General features: G+C 47.0%; 17 protein-coding genes and 1 pseudogene. 1 reads left to right on the top strand and 17 read right to left on the bottom strand.

The window, feature by feature from the left end; genetic code table 11:
- Positions 1-32 precede the first annotated feature (32 nt).
- Positions 33-236, bottom strand: coding sequence for a spore germination protein (locus tag ACFO8Q_RS14875; RefSeq protein WP_380026600.1), 204 nt, complete (start codon positions 234-236; stop codon positions 33-35).
- Positions 237-493: 257 nt separating this feature from the next.
- Between ACFO8Q_RS14875 and ACFO8Q_RS14870 the strand changes: the two genes are divergently transcribed.
- The gene (locus tag ACFO8Q_RS14870; protein ID WP_380026599.1) at positions 494-1,354 is read left to right on the top strand and encodes a hypothetical protein; all 861 of its coding nucleotides are present in this window, start codon (positions 494-496) and stop codon (positions 1,352-1,354) included.
- Positions 1,355-1,693: 339 nt separating this feature from the next.
- Here the strand turns inward: ACFO8Q_RS14870 and ACFO8Q_RS14865 are convergent, their stop codons facing one another.
- The 16 genes and pseudogenes from ACFO8Q_RS14865 to ACFO8Q_RS14790 form a co-directional block, all read right to left on the bottom strand.
- Positions 1,694-1,900: a GPR1/FUN34/YaaH family transporter gene (locus tag ACFO8Q_RS14865; RefSeq protein WP_380026598.1), complete on the bottom strand. Its 207-nt coding sequence runs from the start codon at positions 1,898-1,900 to the stop codon at positions 1,694-1,696.
- 21 nt (positions 1,901-1,921) lie between these two features.
- Positions 1,922-3,652 carry an acetate--CoA ligase gene (acsA, locus tag ACFO8Q_RS14860; protein ID WP_380026597.1) on the bottom strand — a complete coding sequence of 577 codons (1,731 nt, stop codon included), beginning with the start codon at positions 3,650-3,652 and terminating at the stop codon, positions 1,922-1,924.
- Between the two features lie 54 nt (positions 3,653-3,706).
- Positions 3,707-4,357, bottom strand: a complete 651-nt coding sequence (locus ACFO8Q_RS14855; protein WP_380026596.1) for an adenylate kinase — start codon at positions 4,355-4,357, stop codon at positions 3,707-3,709.
- 231 nt (positions 4,358-4,588) lie between these two features.
- On the bottom strand, positions 4,589-5,620 hold the full coding sequence (locus ACFO8Q_RS14850; protein ID WP_380026595.1) for an ABC transporter permease: 1,032 nt from the start codon (positions 5,618-5,620) through the stop codon (positions 4,589-4,591).
- The gene (locus ACFO8Q_RS14845; RefSeq protein WP_380027014.1) at positions 5,617-6,273 is read right to left on the bottom strand and encodes an ABC transporter ATP-binding protein; all 657 of its coding nucleotides are present in this window, start codon (positions 6,271-6,273) and stop codon (positions 5,617-5,619) included. Before ACFO8Q_RS14845 ends, ACFO8Q_RS14850 begins: the two co-directional genes overlap by 4 nt.
- Positions 6,274-6,316: 43 nt before the next feature.
- A pseudogene (locus ACFO8Q_RS14840) lies at positions 6,317-6,364 on the bottom strand (hypothetical protein); the annotation flags it as partial.
- Between the two features lie 178 nt (positions 6,365-6,542).
- Complete coding sequence (locus ACFO8Q_RS14835; protein WP_380026594.1) at positions 6,543-7,277, bottom strand: exonuclease domain-containing protein; 735 nt, start codon at positions 7,275-7,277, stop codon at positions 6,543-6,545.
- Between the two features lie 10 nt (positions 7,278-7,287).
- The gene (locus ACFO8Q_RS14830) at positions 7,288-8,331 is read right to left on the bottom strand and encodes a DUF294 nucleotidyltransferase-like domain-containing protein (RefSeq protein WP_380026593.1); all 1,044 of its coding nucleotides are present in this window, start codon (positions 8,329-8,331) and stop codon (positions 7,288-7,290) included.
- Between the two features lie 22 nt (positions 8,332-8,353).
- On the bottom strand, positions 8,354-9,037 hold the full coding sequence (locus ACFO8Q_RS14825) for an MgtC/SapB family protein (RefSeq protein ID WP_380026592.1): 684 nt from the start codon (positions 9,035-9,037) through the stop codon (positions 8,354-8,356).
- Positions 9,038-9,137: 100 nt separating this feature from the next.
- Positions 9,138-10,529 (bottom strand): ammonium transporter, encoded by a 1,392-nt coding sequence (locus ACFO8Q_RS14820; protein ID WP_380026591.1) that lies wholly within the window; start codon positions 10,527-10,529, stop codon positions 9,138-9,140.
- 28 nt (positions 10,530-10,557) lie between these two features.
- On the bottom strand, positions 10,558-11,163 hold the full coding sequence (locus ACFO8Q_RS14815; RefSeq protein ID WP_380026590.1) for an ANTAR domain-containing response regulator: 606 nt from the start codon (positions 11,161-11,163) through the stop codon (positions 10,558-10,560).
- A 308-nt stretch (positions 11,164-11,471) separates the two neighbouring features.
- A complete protein-coding gene (locus ACFO8Q_RS14810; RefSeq protein ID WP_380026589.1) occupies positions 11,472-12,950 on the bottom strand; it encodes a methyl-accepting chemotaxis protein in 1,479 nt (492 codons plus the stop codon).
- A 108-nt stretch (positions 12,951-13,058) separates the two neighbouring features.
- Positions 13,059-14,297, bottom strand: a complete 1,239-nt coding sequence (locus ACFO8Q_RS14805; RefSeq protein WP_380026588.1) for a nitrate/nitrite transporter — start codon at positions 14,295-14,297, stop codon at positions 13,059-13,061.
- Between the two features lie 127 nt (positions 14,298-14,424).
- The gene (locus ACFO8Q_RS14800) at positions 14,425-15,504 is read right to left on the bottom strand and encodes an FUSC family protein (RefSeq protein ID WP_380026587.1); all 1,080 of its coding nucleotides are present in this window, start codon (positions 15,502-15,504) and stop codon (positions 14,425-14,427) included.
- A 189-nt stretch (positions 15,505-15,693) separates the two neighbouring features.
- Positions 15,694-15,873, bottom strand: a complete 180-nt coding sequence (locus ACFO8Q_RS14795; RefSeq protein ID WP_380026586.1) for a hypothetical protein — start codon at positions 15,871-15,873, stop codon at positions 15,694-15,696.
- 14 nt (positions 15,874-15,887) lie between these two features.
- A complete protein-coding gene (locus ACFO8Q_RS14790; RefSeq protein ID WP_380026585.1) occupies positions 15,888-16,136 on the bottom strand; it encodes an HPr family phosphocarrier protein in 249 nt (82 codons plus the stop codon).
- Positions 16,137-16,398 lie beyond the last annotated feature (262 nt).

Below are 16,398 nucleotides of genomic sequence, written 5' to 3'. Positions count from 1 at the left end.
GTGCTTGGACCCTTTCAACCACCGTCGCAAGTTCATGTTCCACCAAGGAACACGTACACATCCTTTAAATTCCCGAACGTAAGCGGAGCCACAGGGGTGAAATACGGAACTCCAAACGAAGGAAGGCTCGTAAGATGAATCAGAATCGCCAATAACGCGACTGTGATTCCGTAAAGTCCCAGCGTCCCCGCCAAGATAATGATCGGATAACGCAGAACCCGAATTGCATTCCCCATATTAAAACGAGGAATCGTGAAGTTTGCAATACCGGTTATTGACACGGGAAAATGGGGCGATAATCGCTATAGAGGAAATTGCAGCCTCTTCTTCTGGAATCCATCCATGGACAAACCTCCGTGTCGCCGCCAAACATCTATGCATATCTTTCCAGAACAGGAAGAAATTCATACAAACAACCGGTCTTATAACAGAATCAGGGAAACGGATGACGGGAAATCTAAGGCAAGAGTTGAAATGGAAGGATGGGAGTCTAATGAAAGAAGGTTTCATCGGCCGTACGTGTCAAACGTTATCGCTTCCACTCTACGCCCTTATGCATGACTCAATCGTAAAAGCGATGAAAGGGGCCCGCGTGTCCCGACAGGTTGCACTTGCCATCTTAGGCGAAATTCCAAAACTCAGCTTAAGCTCCAAAGAGCAAGATGAACTCCAGAACGCAAAAGGGGCGATCGAGCTGGAAGACAGCTTTGGATCGGGAAATTTCTTCGTGATTGATGCAGGTTCTAAGGAAGCGTTTGTTTGTACAGACAAGAAAAATGCGGATTATTTGAATCAACTTTTGGAGAGCCATTCCAATCAAGATTTTTTACCGGCTGTCGAGTCCGATCCGCCCGTCACCATTCAGGCGCACTCTGTTCAACTGCAATCGGCAGACCAGGCGCAAACCCAAGTTCAGCAGAACCAGACTTCAGATCAAGATCTGCTGTTAAAGATGCAATTGGTAGAAATGCTTACAAAGGGCAATGAGCAAAAAAACAAACGCGGGGTAGTGAAATTAGGTCAAAGGAGCCAGCAAAAGGAGCAAAATGTGCTGCAGCAGGTGGCCCTGCTTGAACTTCTCAGAGGAGCCGACTCAAACGAACTCTTGAAGCAACTGCAGATGGTTCAACTGATAGAGCAGATGTCCCAATCTGGAAATCCCCAACAAGGCAAACAACAAGAACAACCTGACCAACAGAATCAAATGCAGCAGGATGCCCAGATGGGAAATCAACAGCATCGGCGTCAACCAAACCGGCGGCAGCAGCAAAACCAACAGCAGCAACAAGGACAAGATCTGCTGCAAACCCTGCAGGAACTGCAGTTGTTAAAAGCCCTGCAAAGCCAAAGTTAATCTTTTTTGGATCTGTAATAGGGAACCTTCGTAAACTTTTGTTTGCGGAACAGTAAAAACAGCACGATAACCACTGCCAATCCAAGGCCAACCCACAGGGCAATTTTCATATGCCAACACCCTCTTTTCGAAAAATGATCTGTGTACTACAACGGACAACTACTATGTTTCCTAAGTTTGGCCGAACTCATTCAAGACGAGCACATTGCAAAAGCCACTTCCTCAATCTATCCATCTTGAGGAAGTGGCTTGTTTATTTCAGTTATTTATATTCCTCCAAAGCCTCCTGCAGAGTGGCTTTGGTATCTACCTTTTCAGTAAAAGTACTGCCCAATTCGATCATGGTGTTTGCAATTTCCGGACGTATTCCGGGATAATCGCTTTACAGCCCAGCAAACTGACATAGAACAGACCTAGTGTCAAGAACAGGTGAGAAATACTAGAAGGAACTAAATGGGCATTCGATAAGCTCAATACAAAAGTTGTCAGTGCAAAAGCAGCTAGGCCAAGTGGTGCTGGATCGGCGATTTGACTTTTTTCATTCATCGGCTTATGCCCCCCTCCCTATTAATCTTCCAAAGTTGACAGATCACCGGTTGGCAAGCCCAACTCCCATGCCTTCAATACACGGCGCATGATCTTCCCGGAACGAGTCTTTGGCAGCTTGTCCCGGAACTCAATTTCGCGAGGTGCAGCATGAGCAGCCAGTCCTTTTTTCACAAATTCCTGAATCTCTTTAATTAACTCCTCGGATGGCTGATAGCCTGCACGAAGAGAGATGAACGCTTTTATGATCTCACCGCGGAGGGGATCGGGCTTACCGATAACACCTGCTTCCGCTACCGCCGGGTGTTCAACAAGCTTACTCTCCACCTCAAACGGCCCCACACGCTCACCCGAAGTGTTGATCACATCATCCACACGGCCTTGGAACCAGAAGTAGCCGTCTTCGTCTTTATACGCAGAGTCACCGGAAATGTACCACGGCTTCAAGCGGAAGTATTCTTCATACTTCGACCGGTTGTTCCAAATCTGACGCATCATGGAAGGCCATGGGGCGCGGATTGCCAGATTCCCCATTCTATAGGGCGGCAGTTCATTTCCTTCGTCATCCACGATCGCCGCATAGACACCGGGGATCGGCTTCCCCATGGAGCCCGGTTTAATCGGCATGGACGGATAGTTGCAGATTAATTGAGCACCGGTCTCTGTCATCCACCAAGTATCATGGATGCGTTTTCCGAATGCCTTCATTCCCCAACGAACCACTTCCGGATTAAGCGGTTCTCCAACAGATAGAATATGGCGGACTGCGGACAGATCATACTTTTTCACTAGGTCGTCACCGGCAGCCATCAACAGCCGGAATGCGGTTGGAGCCCAGTACCAAACGGTCACTTTATACTTTTCAAGTGTTTGGTAACTGTCTTCCGGCGAAAAACGTCCGCCCCGAACTACAGAGGTGACGCCGTTCAGCCACGGAGACCACATGCCGTAGACGGTGCCAGTGACCCAGCCGGGATCTGCACAGCACCAGTAGATGTCACCCGGTTTGAGATCAAGCACCCATTTCCCGGTTTGCAGGTGCTGAATCATGGAGTTGTGAACATGCAGAACGCCTTTCGGCTTACCGGTGGAACCTGAAGTATAGTGAAGCTGCATGCCGTCTTCTAGGTCCACCCACTCAATATCCAACTCGTCGGAAGACTCGGCCATCAAATTTTCAAAGCTCAGTTCCTTTTCACCCAGTTCCCCTTCCGCACCGACCAGAATCACATGCTTCAGGGCCGGCAGTTCGGATACCGGAACACGACTTTTCAGAGCGGGAGTCGTGATGATGGCGACCGCTTCGGAATCCAGCAAACGGTCTTTGACGGCCGCTTCCATGAACGCTTCGAACAGCGGACCGACAATCGCTCCGATTTTGACGGAACCGATATAGGAAACATAGAGTTCCGGGGAACGCGGCATGAACACGAAAACGCGATCTCCTTTTTTGATGCCAAGCGAACGTAAAGCGTTGCCGAACTTGTTTGAAAGGGCTTTCATTTGAGTGAATGTGTAAGACTCTTCCCGGATTGCGTCCCTGAATAAAAGCGCGACTTTATCCCCACGGCCTTCATCTACGTGACGGTCAACCGCTTCATACGCAATATTGACCTTTCCCGTTTTCGACCAAGAGAATTCCTTTTCAACATCTTCCCACTTAAAGTTCTTATAAGCTTCTTCATAGCTTACCAGGTTATTTTCGGTGGATAAAACCGGAATCAATTCTTGTTCGTTTAGTTTCACTGTCACAACGAATACCTCCATTCCCTTTCCGGAAAGTGATTTATTGTTACTTGCAGCAAATTATAGAATATCCCGAAGGACGCTTGAAATCTGTTCGGACACTTCATTAATATTTGCTTCCCCGTCGATCGTGCGAAGCAGACCTTTCACATCATAGAACTGAAGCAATGGCTTTTGTTCCTGAATGTTGACATCAAGACGGGTTGCAACAGTTTCTATGGTATCATCTTTTCTCTGATATAATTCTCCGCCGCACTTATCGCATTTTTCTTCCACTTTGGGTGGATTGAAAATCACATGATAGGCAGAGCCACAAGAACGGCAGATTCTCCGGCCTGTGAGACGCGACAACAACCTTTCCCGATCCACGTTGAGATGAATCACGTGGTTGATCTCCCGGTTCATTTCTTCCAGAACTTGCTCCAATGCCTCCGCTTGAGGAACTGTTCTGGGGAATCCATCCAGCAAGAACCCTTCTTTGGTATCCGGACGGCTTAGACGTTCACGGACAATACCGATTGTAACCTCGTCAGGAACAAGCTGCCCTTTTTCAACATACTCCTTTGCCTTAAGGCCGAGCGGTGTTTCTTCCGCCATAGCGGCACGGAAGATGTCACCGGTGGAGATATGCGGAATACCGAACTTTTCTGTGATTCTTTCTGCTTGGGTTCCTTTGCCTGCACCTGGCAATCCCATAAAGATGACCTGCATCCAATTCCTCTCCACTCGTTAGAAATTAATTTCGTTCCTTTGTATAACATTTCTGAATTACAGTTCATTTTAAAAAAAAGATCATACATTTGACTCAAAAAATCGTAAGATGTCGTTTTTTTTTTCTGAAATGTAGAATTTCATGCTTGTTTTGTTGGGGGAACCATCAAGTTCCCGTTCCATTTCGAAAGCAAACCGTTACGAAACGAGTCGGAAGTGGCTATTTGCTGATCAAACTTTTCGATATCGACGCAATGCCAATACATTCAATGTGAGGAAAAGCGCCGAATATCCAAGCAAGACCCATAGCGGCAGTTGAATTTCTCCCAAGGACTGACCGCGAATCATAACCCCGCGTAACGCATCTGCTGCTTGAGTCAAAGGAAGCGACTCTGTGATCCAAAGTACCCATTCAGGCATCCCCCTCAGATCGAACAATCCGCTGAAGAATATTTGCGGGACCACCACAACCGGAATAAACTGCACCATTTGAAACTCATTTCTGGCAAATGCGGATAAAAGGCTGCCAAGTGACAGCGCTACGGTGGCTACCAGAATGTTTATCAGAAGCACTGACCCAAAATTGCCTGCCGAGCGGATTTCAATTACCTCAAGCGCAAACCATTGTACGAGCGTTGTTTGCAAAACGGCAAACACCCCGAACCCTAAAAAATACCCCAGCACAATTTCGTATCGGCGGATTGGAGTGGCCAAAATCCTCTCCAGTGTACCTCCCGTTCTTTCCCTCAGGAAAGAGACCCCTGAAATGAGAAACACAAAGAAAAAGATGAAAAATCCAATGAGTACCGGAGCAAAATAGTCCAGCAGGGATAATGAACTTCCTCCATGCAAGTAGGTAACGTCTACCACATTTTTCAATACCGCATTACCGGGAGAAAACTTCATCAGCGATTCCTGTGCGGTTTTTACAACTGCTTGATTGGCGATCGGATCAGATCCCTCCAGAACAACTTTGACCTTTGGCGGGGCGAATTCAATATACCCATCCGTCTCTCCGTCCGCCAGCCTTCTCCTGGCTTCTTCGAGCGAAACGGCTTCAACGGATGCATCCGTTTCTTTCATTTTTTCTAAAAATAAGGCCGGTGCGCCTACGACATCAATCGCAGACTTGGTTTCGCTTGTAGTAAATACGACACTCAATAACCACAGCACAACCAATGGAGCCATAAATAAAAGTGCAATGCTCCTTTTATCCCGAACGATTTGCTTTATGAGCCGCTTCGCCAATGACACAATTCTCACAGGGCAGCACCTCCGAAGTGGAGAAATGCTGTTTCAATCGTTTGGGCTCCCGATTTTCTTTTCAATTCTTCCGGAGTTCCCAAAGCAATCAGCCGGCCTTCCCGGATGAGTCCCAATCTGTCACAATGCTCCGCTTCATCCATGACATGGGTGGTGATGAGGATTGAAACCCCTTTTTTCCGGAGCTGCGAAAACTCCTGCCAGAAATCCTTCCGAAGAATCGGGTCAACCCCGACCGTCGGCTCATCCAACAGTAAAATTTCCGGTTCATGGAGCAGCGCGATGGCCAGGGACAAGCGCCGTTTCATTCCGCCCGAGTAAGTATGAACCGGACGTTTTGCATGCTCCGTTAATTGCACCAAATTCAAAACATACTCAATCCGCTCTTTTTTTCTGGAACGGGGGACCCCAAACAGCTCGGCAAAGAAATTCAAATTATCCGTCCCGGTTAAATCCTGATACAGCGCATCCGCTTGAGCCATATACCCGATACGGCGAATCACATTTAATGATGGCATTTTGAATCCGAGAACCGTAACCTCTCCTCCTGTAAACTCCCCTATGCCCGCTATTGCCCGAACGAGCGTGGTTTTTCCTGAACCGGACGGCCCCAGCAACCCCAGGATTTCCCCTTTCTGCAGGTCAAGAGAGATTTTATGAAGTACTTTCCGTTTGCCAAACTGCTGTTCAAGCTGTTCAACGCTTACAACCGCCGAATTTTGCATATATGGCACCTCCAAAACTTTTCCCCTGGTTCCCACTTTCAAATTCTCAGGTATCGGAAGAAAACTCACATGGCGGATCTAGGGGCAGTGGTTTAGGGAATTGAGCACTCACTCAACGATTGAGTACTTACTCAAAGTATATGACGCAAATTTTCTCCCTGCAACCAAAAAATAAATCCGGGGCTTTCCCCCGGACACTACCGTTTGGAGAGTACAATCTGTTCATACAAATCTCCCAATGTTGAAACTCCTTTTTCTATTGACTCGTGGATCAGCAGCTTCCATAGCTGTCCCGTCATTCTTGCATCTCCTAACGCCGTGTGCCGGCCCTCTACCGGAATTTGATAGGTCGCAAGAAGTTCATCAAGTCCATATTGATTTAAACTTGGACGAAGCCACTTTGCCACATCAAAAGTATCGATCACCCGATGGGTCAAATGGGTTCGGGACTTCAGCCACAGGGCCGCATTCAAAAAGCGGACATCATGGCTGGAATGATGCATCACCAACACGGCATCTTTTGCAAAGTCCAAAAACTCATGAAGGACTTTGCTCAGTTCCGCTGCGGTCGCCACATCTTCGTTCCGTATCCCCGTCAACTTCACAACAACGGGCGGAATCATCCTTTCCGGTTCCGGACGAATTAAGGAATGATAGGTTCGCGCGGGAACAATCTGATCCCCTATCATCTCGATGGCGCCAATTGCAATGAGGACATCCGTATTCGGGTTAAAACCAGTCGTTTCCGTATCGACGACAACAAAACGAGTCTCAAGCAAAGGGACGTCCCATGCTTCTTTCGTTCTTGCCTCTTTCAATAAATGACGGATAAGAGCTTCTGCTTGCATCTCGCTCTGGGAGTCGGATGTCGATACCGGCACCTCGTTAAACTTTAAGAAACGGCGAAAAAATCCAAGTCGATTGGGGTCCATCACGCTTCACTCACTTCGGTTTACGAAATTGCTTGGCTGTCAATTTTTGCAGATATCTCGCGGTGGTCATTGCCTCTTTAAGCTCAAATGCCTCGGATTCAGACAGTTTGTCGGGAGTCACATAATTGCTCCATAGCCGGTAGCGCAAGAACACATGCAAAGCTTTCATCACCTGTATAGCCAATTCGTTTTTCCACACTTGCTGATCCCGAAGCAGCTTGATGCGTTCCACGGTCGAAGCAGCATGGATTCGATGCGCCAGCGACCAAAGTCTTGTGGCATTTACAATTTGCAAATAGCCGCCTTCCTTTATATTCAATTCACCGGTATGTTCCCCCCATCGCCCAACCCGAAAGCGATCAAAAAAATCCAACCCCACTTTGTGTGACAATCCGTGATCGGCAATTTGCCAATGGACGAAGGAATGCTCCTTCATTTGTTCCATAAACCAGTCGCGAAATTGTGCTGCGATTTCCAAGTCACCGTGCAGGGGGCGAATATCCCCAATCAACATTAAGAAACGAACATTATCCCAATCCGGATAGGATAAATATCCTTCTACTTTCTGTTTCCAATCTGAAAGGGATAAATTCCAACGCTGATTGGTCGCCATTACATAGCCTGGGCAGTAAGGGTACCCAATTTCGGCCAAACTTCCGACAACCCTCTCGGCCAACGTCTGGAAATAAGCCTTTCCCCTATCCTTTTGGCCGGACTGCTCTTCCAGGTACAGGATGGCGTTATCTTGATCCGGCTGCAGGGTTTGTTCCCCGCGTCCTCCGCTTCCAAGCAACAGCCAGCAAAAAGGGGATGGAGGAGGACCCCAGCCTTCTTGTTCCATTGTCGCAAGGACCAATTGGATTACTCGAGAAGTCAGCTTATCGTGCCACCTGTTAACAAATGAAAGAATTTCGGCAGAATCAATCAGATTTGCCTTCAATTGAAAAGCCACTTCCGGCATCCGGTCATGTATCGCGCGCAGTTCCCCCACGTCATTCACACTGTTAACTTGGTTCTTGATCTGTGTCAACATTGACTCCAAGTCAGGCTGCACCCAATCACATCCTTGTCACCGATCATTCCAAACTCACGGATAAAACACTGTCTACATTCGAGATGGTTTCAAGAAGTCCTTCCAAATTCTGATTGGAAGAACAAGAAATTTCGATCGTAGTCGTCACCACATCGTCATCCGCCTGCATGGAGACATCGGTGATATTAATCCCCTGCGCCCCTAGCAGCGAGGCAATTTCGGCAAGCAGTCCCGGTCGATCCACAGAAACGTATGTCAGCTGTTTCCGCTGCGGCTTGTGGATTCGCTTCTGGATTGGAGGAATCCACACCATACACAAAATAACAGCCACTACAGTCACGACGGAGACGAAATATTGTCCGCTTCCAACCGAGAACCCTATGATCATGGCCAAAAGCAGCATTGCGGCGGTCGAATATCCACTGATTGCAAATTTATCACTGCGCAGAAAAATACCGGCTGCAAGAAATCCTCCAATACCTCCTCCGACCTGCGCAGCCAAACGCGCAGGGTCAAATCTTGCGTTCGGATGTTCCGTAAACTCAGTAAACGAATAGGTAGAGAGCCACATCAACAGGCATCCGGATACGGAAACAAGAATGTGGGTTTTTAAACCTGCCGATTTATTTTTCCGTTCCCGTTCCCATCCCAGCACACCCCCCAGCAAAATACTCAGCAGCAACCGGACAAGAAAAGTGAGATGGGTGTCCGATACAGCAGTAATCATGACGTCACTCTCCCCCCCTGCAACGAAGTTATTTCTTTCTCTAAAATAGGCAAACGGGGCAACCGAAGTTGCCCCAGCGCCTTCTTGAACTTTGTTATTTTTAAAGAGCCTCAGCTTTGGTATAGGTACCACCATTAGGAAGTTGTTCCGGGTATCCCGATGTACCATGTTCGCTGACATCCAGTCCGATGATCTCTTCTTCACGGCTGATGCGAATACCAACTGTAACTTTAAGCAGATACAACACGATGAACGAAGCGATGAAAACGAAGGCGAATACGGAAGCCACGCCCATTGCCTGCACACCGAGCTGATGGAAGCCGCCGCCGTAGAACAAGCCCGGTTTGCCAACTCCCAACTTCTCAACCAGATCAGGTGCCGCGAAAAATCCTGTAGAAAGTGTTCCCCAGATACCTGCTACGCCGTGAACCGAAAACGCTCCAACCGGATCGTCAACTTTCACTACCCGATCAAAGAAGAGGTAGGAGAATACCATCAAAATACCCGCAACTGCTCCGATTACAACCGCAGCCCATGGCTTAACGAATGCACAGGAAGCAGTAATTGCAACCAAAGCCGCCAAAACACCATTGAGCATGTAGCTGATATCCGGTTTGCCAAGAACTGCCCACACTGTGAGCAAAGCCGCTACAGCACCTGCCGCTGCCGCCAGGTTCGTTGTTAAAGCGACATACGGGAAGAATGTTCCGTTTGCTGCCATTGTAGAACCGGCATTGAATCCAAACCAACCAAACCAGAGAATGATTACGCCCAATACGGAGTAAACCATGTTATGACCCGGAATTACATTCACACTGCCGTCTTTGTTGTATTTGCCGATACGGGGTCCCAACAACATGGCTCCCACGAGAGCGGCTGTAGCACCTGTCAAGTGAACAACTGTAGAACCGGCGAAGTCCTGCTTGCCATGTGCTGCAAGCCAACCGCCACCCCAAATCCAGTGACCGACAATCGGATAAATAAGAGCGATGAAGATAGCGCCGAATACAAAGTACACAATCAATTTGGATCTTTCTGCAATACCGCCCCAGAAAATCGCCAAGGATACACCTGCGAATACAACCTGGAACAGGAACTTGGCAGCCAGCGGAGTGTCTGTCCACGCCAGGGATGCAAACACCTCATTTACTTGCTCATCCGCCACATTCAAGAACCAACCGCTTGAACCCATGAAACTGTTGCCGGAACCAAAAGTGATTGCAAAACCAATCGCCCAGAACACCAGGGTCGTGATCCCGAAACTGAGAACATTTTTACCTGCAATGTGACCGGCATTTTTCATTCGGGTGGCCCCTGCTTCAAGTAAAGCAAAACCTGCCTGCATAAGGAAAACAAGTGCAAATGCTACAATTACCCACAATGCGTCAACCGCCTGAATAGCATCTTTGACGGTTGGTTCTGCACCGGCTGCCAGAGCTTGCCCTGTTACCGACAGAAGAACAAGAGGCAGCATCGCCAATACTTTTTTCATACTTTCACCCTCCATCCAATGATGTTAGTTATGATGACATATTATTCAGATCTTCCATCAGCAGGATGCTTTCCGCAATTTGTACCATACTCTTTCGGTTGCGCATCGCTTCCTGACGCATTCGCTGATAAGCGTCCGATTCCGACAAACCGAACCGGTCCATCAAAATCCCCTTGGCCCTTTCGACCCGTTTTCGATTTTCCAGGTCAGTCAAAGCCTTATCGGCGATTTTTCGATACTTTTCCTCCTTCTGCCAGCTTGCAATTGCCATTTTGATCAAACATGCGGCGGTCACAGAGTGAGTGTCAGGAGTCAAGATTCCTTTCACATCGGCTTTTTCAACAATTCCGAGCAGGCTCTCGGTCAACTGGGATACTCCCCAAAGCACCGGGCCTTTTTGTTCCTGCTGAACGCTTCTTGTCCAATCAGTCAATTCCCCGAGATCATCCATCAGAACGACCGCTTTGGTCGAAGATTGGAAGAAAGTCCGTGAGAGATCAGGAACGGTCTTAGGTGATGCTGTCCTGGACGGAATCTGCTGGAATCGCAGATGCAGCGGGCACTTGGTCAATATGCTTTCCAGCCATCCGCCGAGCTTTTTGTCAGAACCTACAACAACAATCTCATCGCGCACCTGCCTCCCCCTCACTCCAACTTTCAGTTCATGTAAGAATATCTAACATTTAATTCTTTATCTGTATTCTATACACAAAGTCAGAAAACTTCAAATGTTAAATGTGAAGGAATATAACACATAGGGTTCTCAGTTAACCGTTTTCACTCTTGTTTTCTCCGTTTTTCTAATACGTGTTATATTTTATGACATCTTTAAGACACGAAGCTTCCGACCTGATGGCTGGAAGCTCCATTGCCAAATGAATCTCCGTTGACCCAACTTATTGCGATCAGTGACTGTTTACAGGGCACTCTATGTAAAGTTTCTTAACAATCCGGTGATGAATCTACCCAGCAGCTAATGCCTGCATCCATCACTTTTTTAAATTTCTGGCGCCCGTTAGTAATCAGATTGTGTCGTGCCTGTTGATATTCTCCTTGAAGCATCAATCTGGCATTGGTATCTTTGACTTCGCTAAAATCATTCCATGCCTGTTCAAAATTCTCCAATAAGACTCGTTCATGACCGTGGGACATCCTGCCCTTGAGATTTGTGAGCAACTTCCGGAATTCTTTTTCCGATTGATCCTTAGCTTCAGATAACTGTTTGATCACTCTCAAATCATCAGAATTAACTAAAGTGACCATGATACCTCGAATTTCGAGAGCTTTCTCGAGCAACTCCTCGATTGCGATTTGAGTTTCATTCATTTTAGTAAAATCAGGAAGCGTGAACTGGGATACAACTGAAATCAAGGTTCGGTTGCGGTTTACCGTAACCTGTACAAGGCGATCCAATCTTTCCATATTACTCCGCTGTTCTTCCGTAGCAGCCAATACTTCTTGACTGGCAGCCGCTATTTGCTCAATGACAGCCGAAGAATGACTGAATGAGTCTGTAATCTGATCCGCACTGCCGGATATATGGCGGATATCTGCTTGAGCGCCTCGGACTTCAGTTGTAATTTGAACCAGCGACTGATTAATGTTGTCGTAGGCCGCACTTGCCTCCGTCACCCGGGCGGATCCGGAAGAAGCGAGTTCGATACTGGAAAATACATTTTTGACCGCGTGTTGAACATGATCTTTCAATTGGTGCAGGAGCCCGTCAATTTCTTCCGTTGCTGTCTTCGATTGATTGGCCAATTTGCGGATCTCATCTGCCACCACGGAGAATCCTTTGCCATGTTCTCCGGCTCTTGCCGCCTCGATATTCGCGTTCAGTGCAAGCAGGCTTGTCTGATCGGAAATCTGATTGATAATTTGCGTAATCGAGGAAATTGACCGCGACAAGTTATCCAATTGGTGTATTTTTTGTGCGACTTCGTTGTTTTGTTTCTCCAACTCTTGCATGAATCGAACCGCTTCCCGGACAGACGATTGCCCGTCTGCCACTGCCTCTTCCGTGTTTACGCAAACGTTGATAATCTGATCATTGCGACCTGCCAATGTTCTGATCAGATTCTGAATTTTTTCCATCTCCAAAGCCGAACGGCTTGCCTCTTCGGCTGAACCTTGAATTCCCGTCGCCAATTGGGTCATCGTCTCCGCGACGGCGTGTACTTCCGCTACCATTTTTTTCGATACAATCGATAACTCACCCATGTTTGAATCTACATTACCGGCTGTCTTGCTGGCCATCCGAATCAGATTTTGAAACGTATTTATCGTTTTATACAGAATTTGATAGAACGGATGGTTTCGTTTGCTTGGATTTGTTCCGGACCAACTGATCCGCAAATCGCCATCCGCCAGTTTTCCTAATGTTTCTCCTACGAAATCGTTACGCTTCCAAATAGTCAACAAACGAATCCACTCCTCTCCTTAGCGAAATTTAACACACTGATGATATGTAATTAAGGAAAAGTCCCGTCTCTTCAACCTAGGAGGTCAGATTGACGGGACGAATTTCATTTACTTGCTGATTTCATGTTCAATTTGTCCAATTCTCACTCTGCCGCCTTCGCCAATCCAGGTTTTCTTCCACTGACCCTGTACAACCAATATGAGCAAAACACAACAAACGGCGATTCCGCTCAAGATGAGAAAGCCCTGTGAAAAAGAACCTGTTGCAAGCTTAATGTTTCCAAGAATCTTCGGCAGGAAATAACCGCCAAGCCCTCCAGCCGCGCCTACAATTCCAGTGATTACCCCAATCTCTTTCTGGAAACGCTGCGGAACTAACTGGAATACAGAACCGTTGCCCATTCCCAGACACATCATGGCGACGAAGAGCATTACCGTCGTGATGGAGAGAGAAGGTAGAGTTGAAATTCCTGCCATCATTAAAGCAACTCCGGCATATAAAATGGTGAGCATGCGGATTCCGCCAACCTTATCCGCCAGCCATCCCCCAACCGGACGAAAGAAACTGCCCGCGATTACGCACAACGTTGTAAAGTCTGCCGCCTTTACCGGACTCAATCCGTATTGCGCGTTGAAAAAAATCGTGAGATAACTTGCCATTCCGACAAAGCCGCCAAACGTCACAGAGTAGAATATACAAAACAGCCAAGTGTCTTTTTGCTTGAGTACCTGAACATAGTCAGCGAACTTTTTCGGTTCCGGCTGATTCGGACTGTCCTTTGCCAGGAGTGAGAACACAATAAATGTAAGCAGTACTGGAATGAGTGCAAATCCGAAAACGATATGCCAATCGCCGCCATAATGTTGTGCAATCCGATTCGCAAATAAAGTGGTTATGATCGTACCGCTGTTCCCTGCCCCGGCGATCCCCATCGCTAAGCCTTGATACTGCGGCGGATACCAGCGGCTGGCAAGCGGAAGAGCTGCAGCGAAACTGGCACCGGCAACTCCTAACAGCAACGCTACAAAATATAGTTCTGATAAGGAGTTTGCAAACTGCCATCCCCAAAATAAAGGAATCATCGTTACAATCATGCCAATCTGCCCCGTCTTTTTGGGACCTATGTGATCCGTCATCCAGCCAAGTACTAATCGGAGAATTGAGCCTCCCAAGATCGGCAAAGCGACTAAGTTTGCTTTTTGTGCCGCATCCATTTTGAAATCATTCATAATGATTACCGCAAGAGGCCCCAACAGAACCCAGACCATAAAGCTAATGTCAAAATACAGAAATGCACTGAATAGAGATGGTGTGTGTCCGCTCTTTAGAAAGCTTGTTTTGTTCATTAGTTTCTCCCTCTCTTAACGAGTTTTACTGTTTCACTCTGGTATTGAATACGTTTTAGAATGTCGGTTTCACCCCCTTATCAGATTTTTAAAAAACAATGAAGCCCCGACCCAATGGACAGAGGCTTCATTGCCTGGTGTGTGTCGCCGTTGACACGAACATTTCGTGATTTATGGCTTTGGAGTAGGTCGGAAAATGTATTTTTCTTTCGAATGTCGGTAACATGTCGTGTTGTGAGACTTGTTCGGAACTAATTTCCCGGACATATTCCAACAAATATCCGTAAAAATTGTAAAAGGCTAACCTGCTCGCAAAGTCTGCACTGACTTTTTGAGGAATCCACATCGTAATCCTTCGTTGTTCAAGTACACGCTTCACCAGATTCGCGTGGGAGATCTTAGCGTTGACCGCTCGTTCCTGCACACAGGCAGCTACGCGAACCGCTTTTTTTAAAAATCCGATCTGCTGATCAGTCAGATCAATTTGTTGCAGTTCTTTTGACATATCGCGAATTCGTTCCACCATGATCTCGAATGAATGAAAAATCGTGAATGTATTTTTGTGCGGAAAAATACGAAACCTCTGATCTTCACTGATCAATCCTGAAATTTCTTTTCCTTTTTCAATAAAGCCGCGAACGTGTTCAATCTGTTCCTTCATAACGGAAGCGTAAGGGGTAACTCTATTTTCCTGTAAGTCAAGGTGCATATAATGCAGAAGTGCCCTGAGCATTCCTTCTGATTGAACGAGCAGAACTCTGGCTCTTACTTCATGCACAGGTTTGTGAAGCAGATTGATGAGGGTACCAATCCCCATCCCGATCAATACCAATGCCATCTGATTTAATGCGGATTCCGCAAAGGAAAGGTGTGTTGTTCCCATTGTATTGATCGCAATTACAACGGCCACGAGAAGCGAGTTCGTCCATCGAATCTTGACATGGAGAGTCATCAGCAGCAGCGCAACAATTCCCATCACAAAGAACGAATCCCCCACAGCGTATAATGCGAATGCTCCTAATGATGCACCTAAAACAGCACTGATGGTTTGCTGAATTCCATGCCGAAACGTTCGATAGATCGAAGGTTGAACTGCCAACACCGCAATGATTCCTGCGAAATGTGGGGTATCAAGGTCATAACTTCTCGCTAAGAGAATAGAAATGGCTACTGCCAGCGATGTTTTGATTACCCGGGCTCCGATCATCCGAATCCCCCTTTTTAAGTATCAGTCGGATCTCATCGGAATGACTTTGTCGACTTTGAAATTTGGCATCACGGATCTTCTTGGCAATTTCATAGAGTACTCCCATAAAAATGCCTCCCCTCAGGCCTCACCTGGTTTGTTTCTAGAATTAGAGTAGCAGGAAGCGCTCCCCCTCTGCAATCAGTTATGTCAGGATACCTTACATACATTGTGTTCATTCGGCAATTCGATGCACCCGTTTTGAACAGATCTCAATATTTCATGGGCACGCGAGCCAGACATGGCAATCAACTGTTCCCACAGTTCATCCCTTAGCAAATCCAACTGAATGATTTCTTTTGCCAACTGTAGAGCTTGTTCACGGTTCATACGAATGCCCCCTCTCAACTCACCATACCGACTAACGTTTCGACAGCTCTTTCCGCATCCGAACCATTCGCCCGGATCGTGATCACAGATCCATTGGAGATGACCTGGGACATGAGGCCCATAATGCTTTTTGCGTTGACCGTTTTGCCCCCTTTCTCGACAAAAATATCGGATTTGAATTGAGTAGCTTGTTTGACGAACAAGACTGCCTCACGTGCATGTAAGCCCATACGAAGATTTACTTTCACTTGTCTGTCGACCATGAAGATCAACTCCTTTTTCAAATGCGAATCAATCTTATTTCACGGATTTGGTTTAAGCGTATCAGAACTGCAAGAACTCAACAACGCATTATGTTATATAATCTTACATGGCGAAAAAAACCTTGAAAAAAAGCATCGTGAGCCCTTTTAAGCTCACGATGCTCTTTCTCCCGCTGTTTGATTCTTACATGTTGATATACACTTTATTGCCGATCACGTCTACCTTGTACGTGGTCACACACCCCGTATCGGGCGCTTGCAC

It is taken from the genome of Effusibacillus consociatus (assembly GCF_042652925.1).
Classification (GTDB): Bacteria; Bacillota; Bacilli; order Tumebacillales; family Effusibacillaceae; genus Effusibacillus; species Effusibacillus consociatus.
This window is presented reverse-complemented; position numbering and strand designations above follow the sequence as displayed.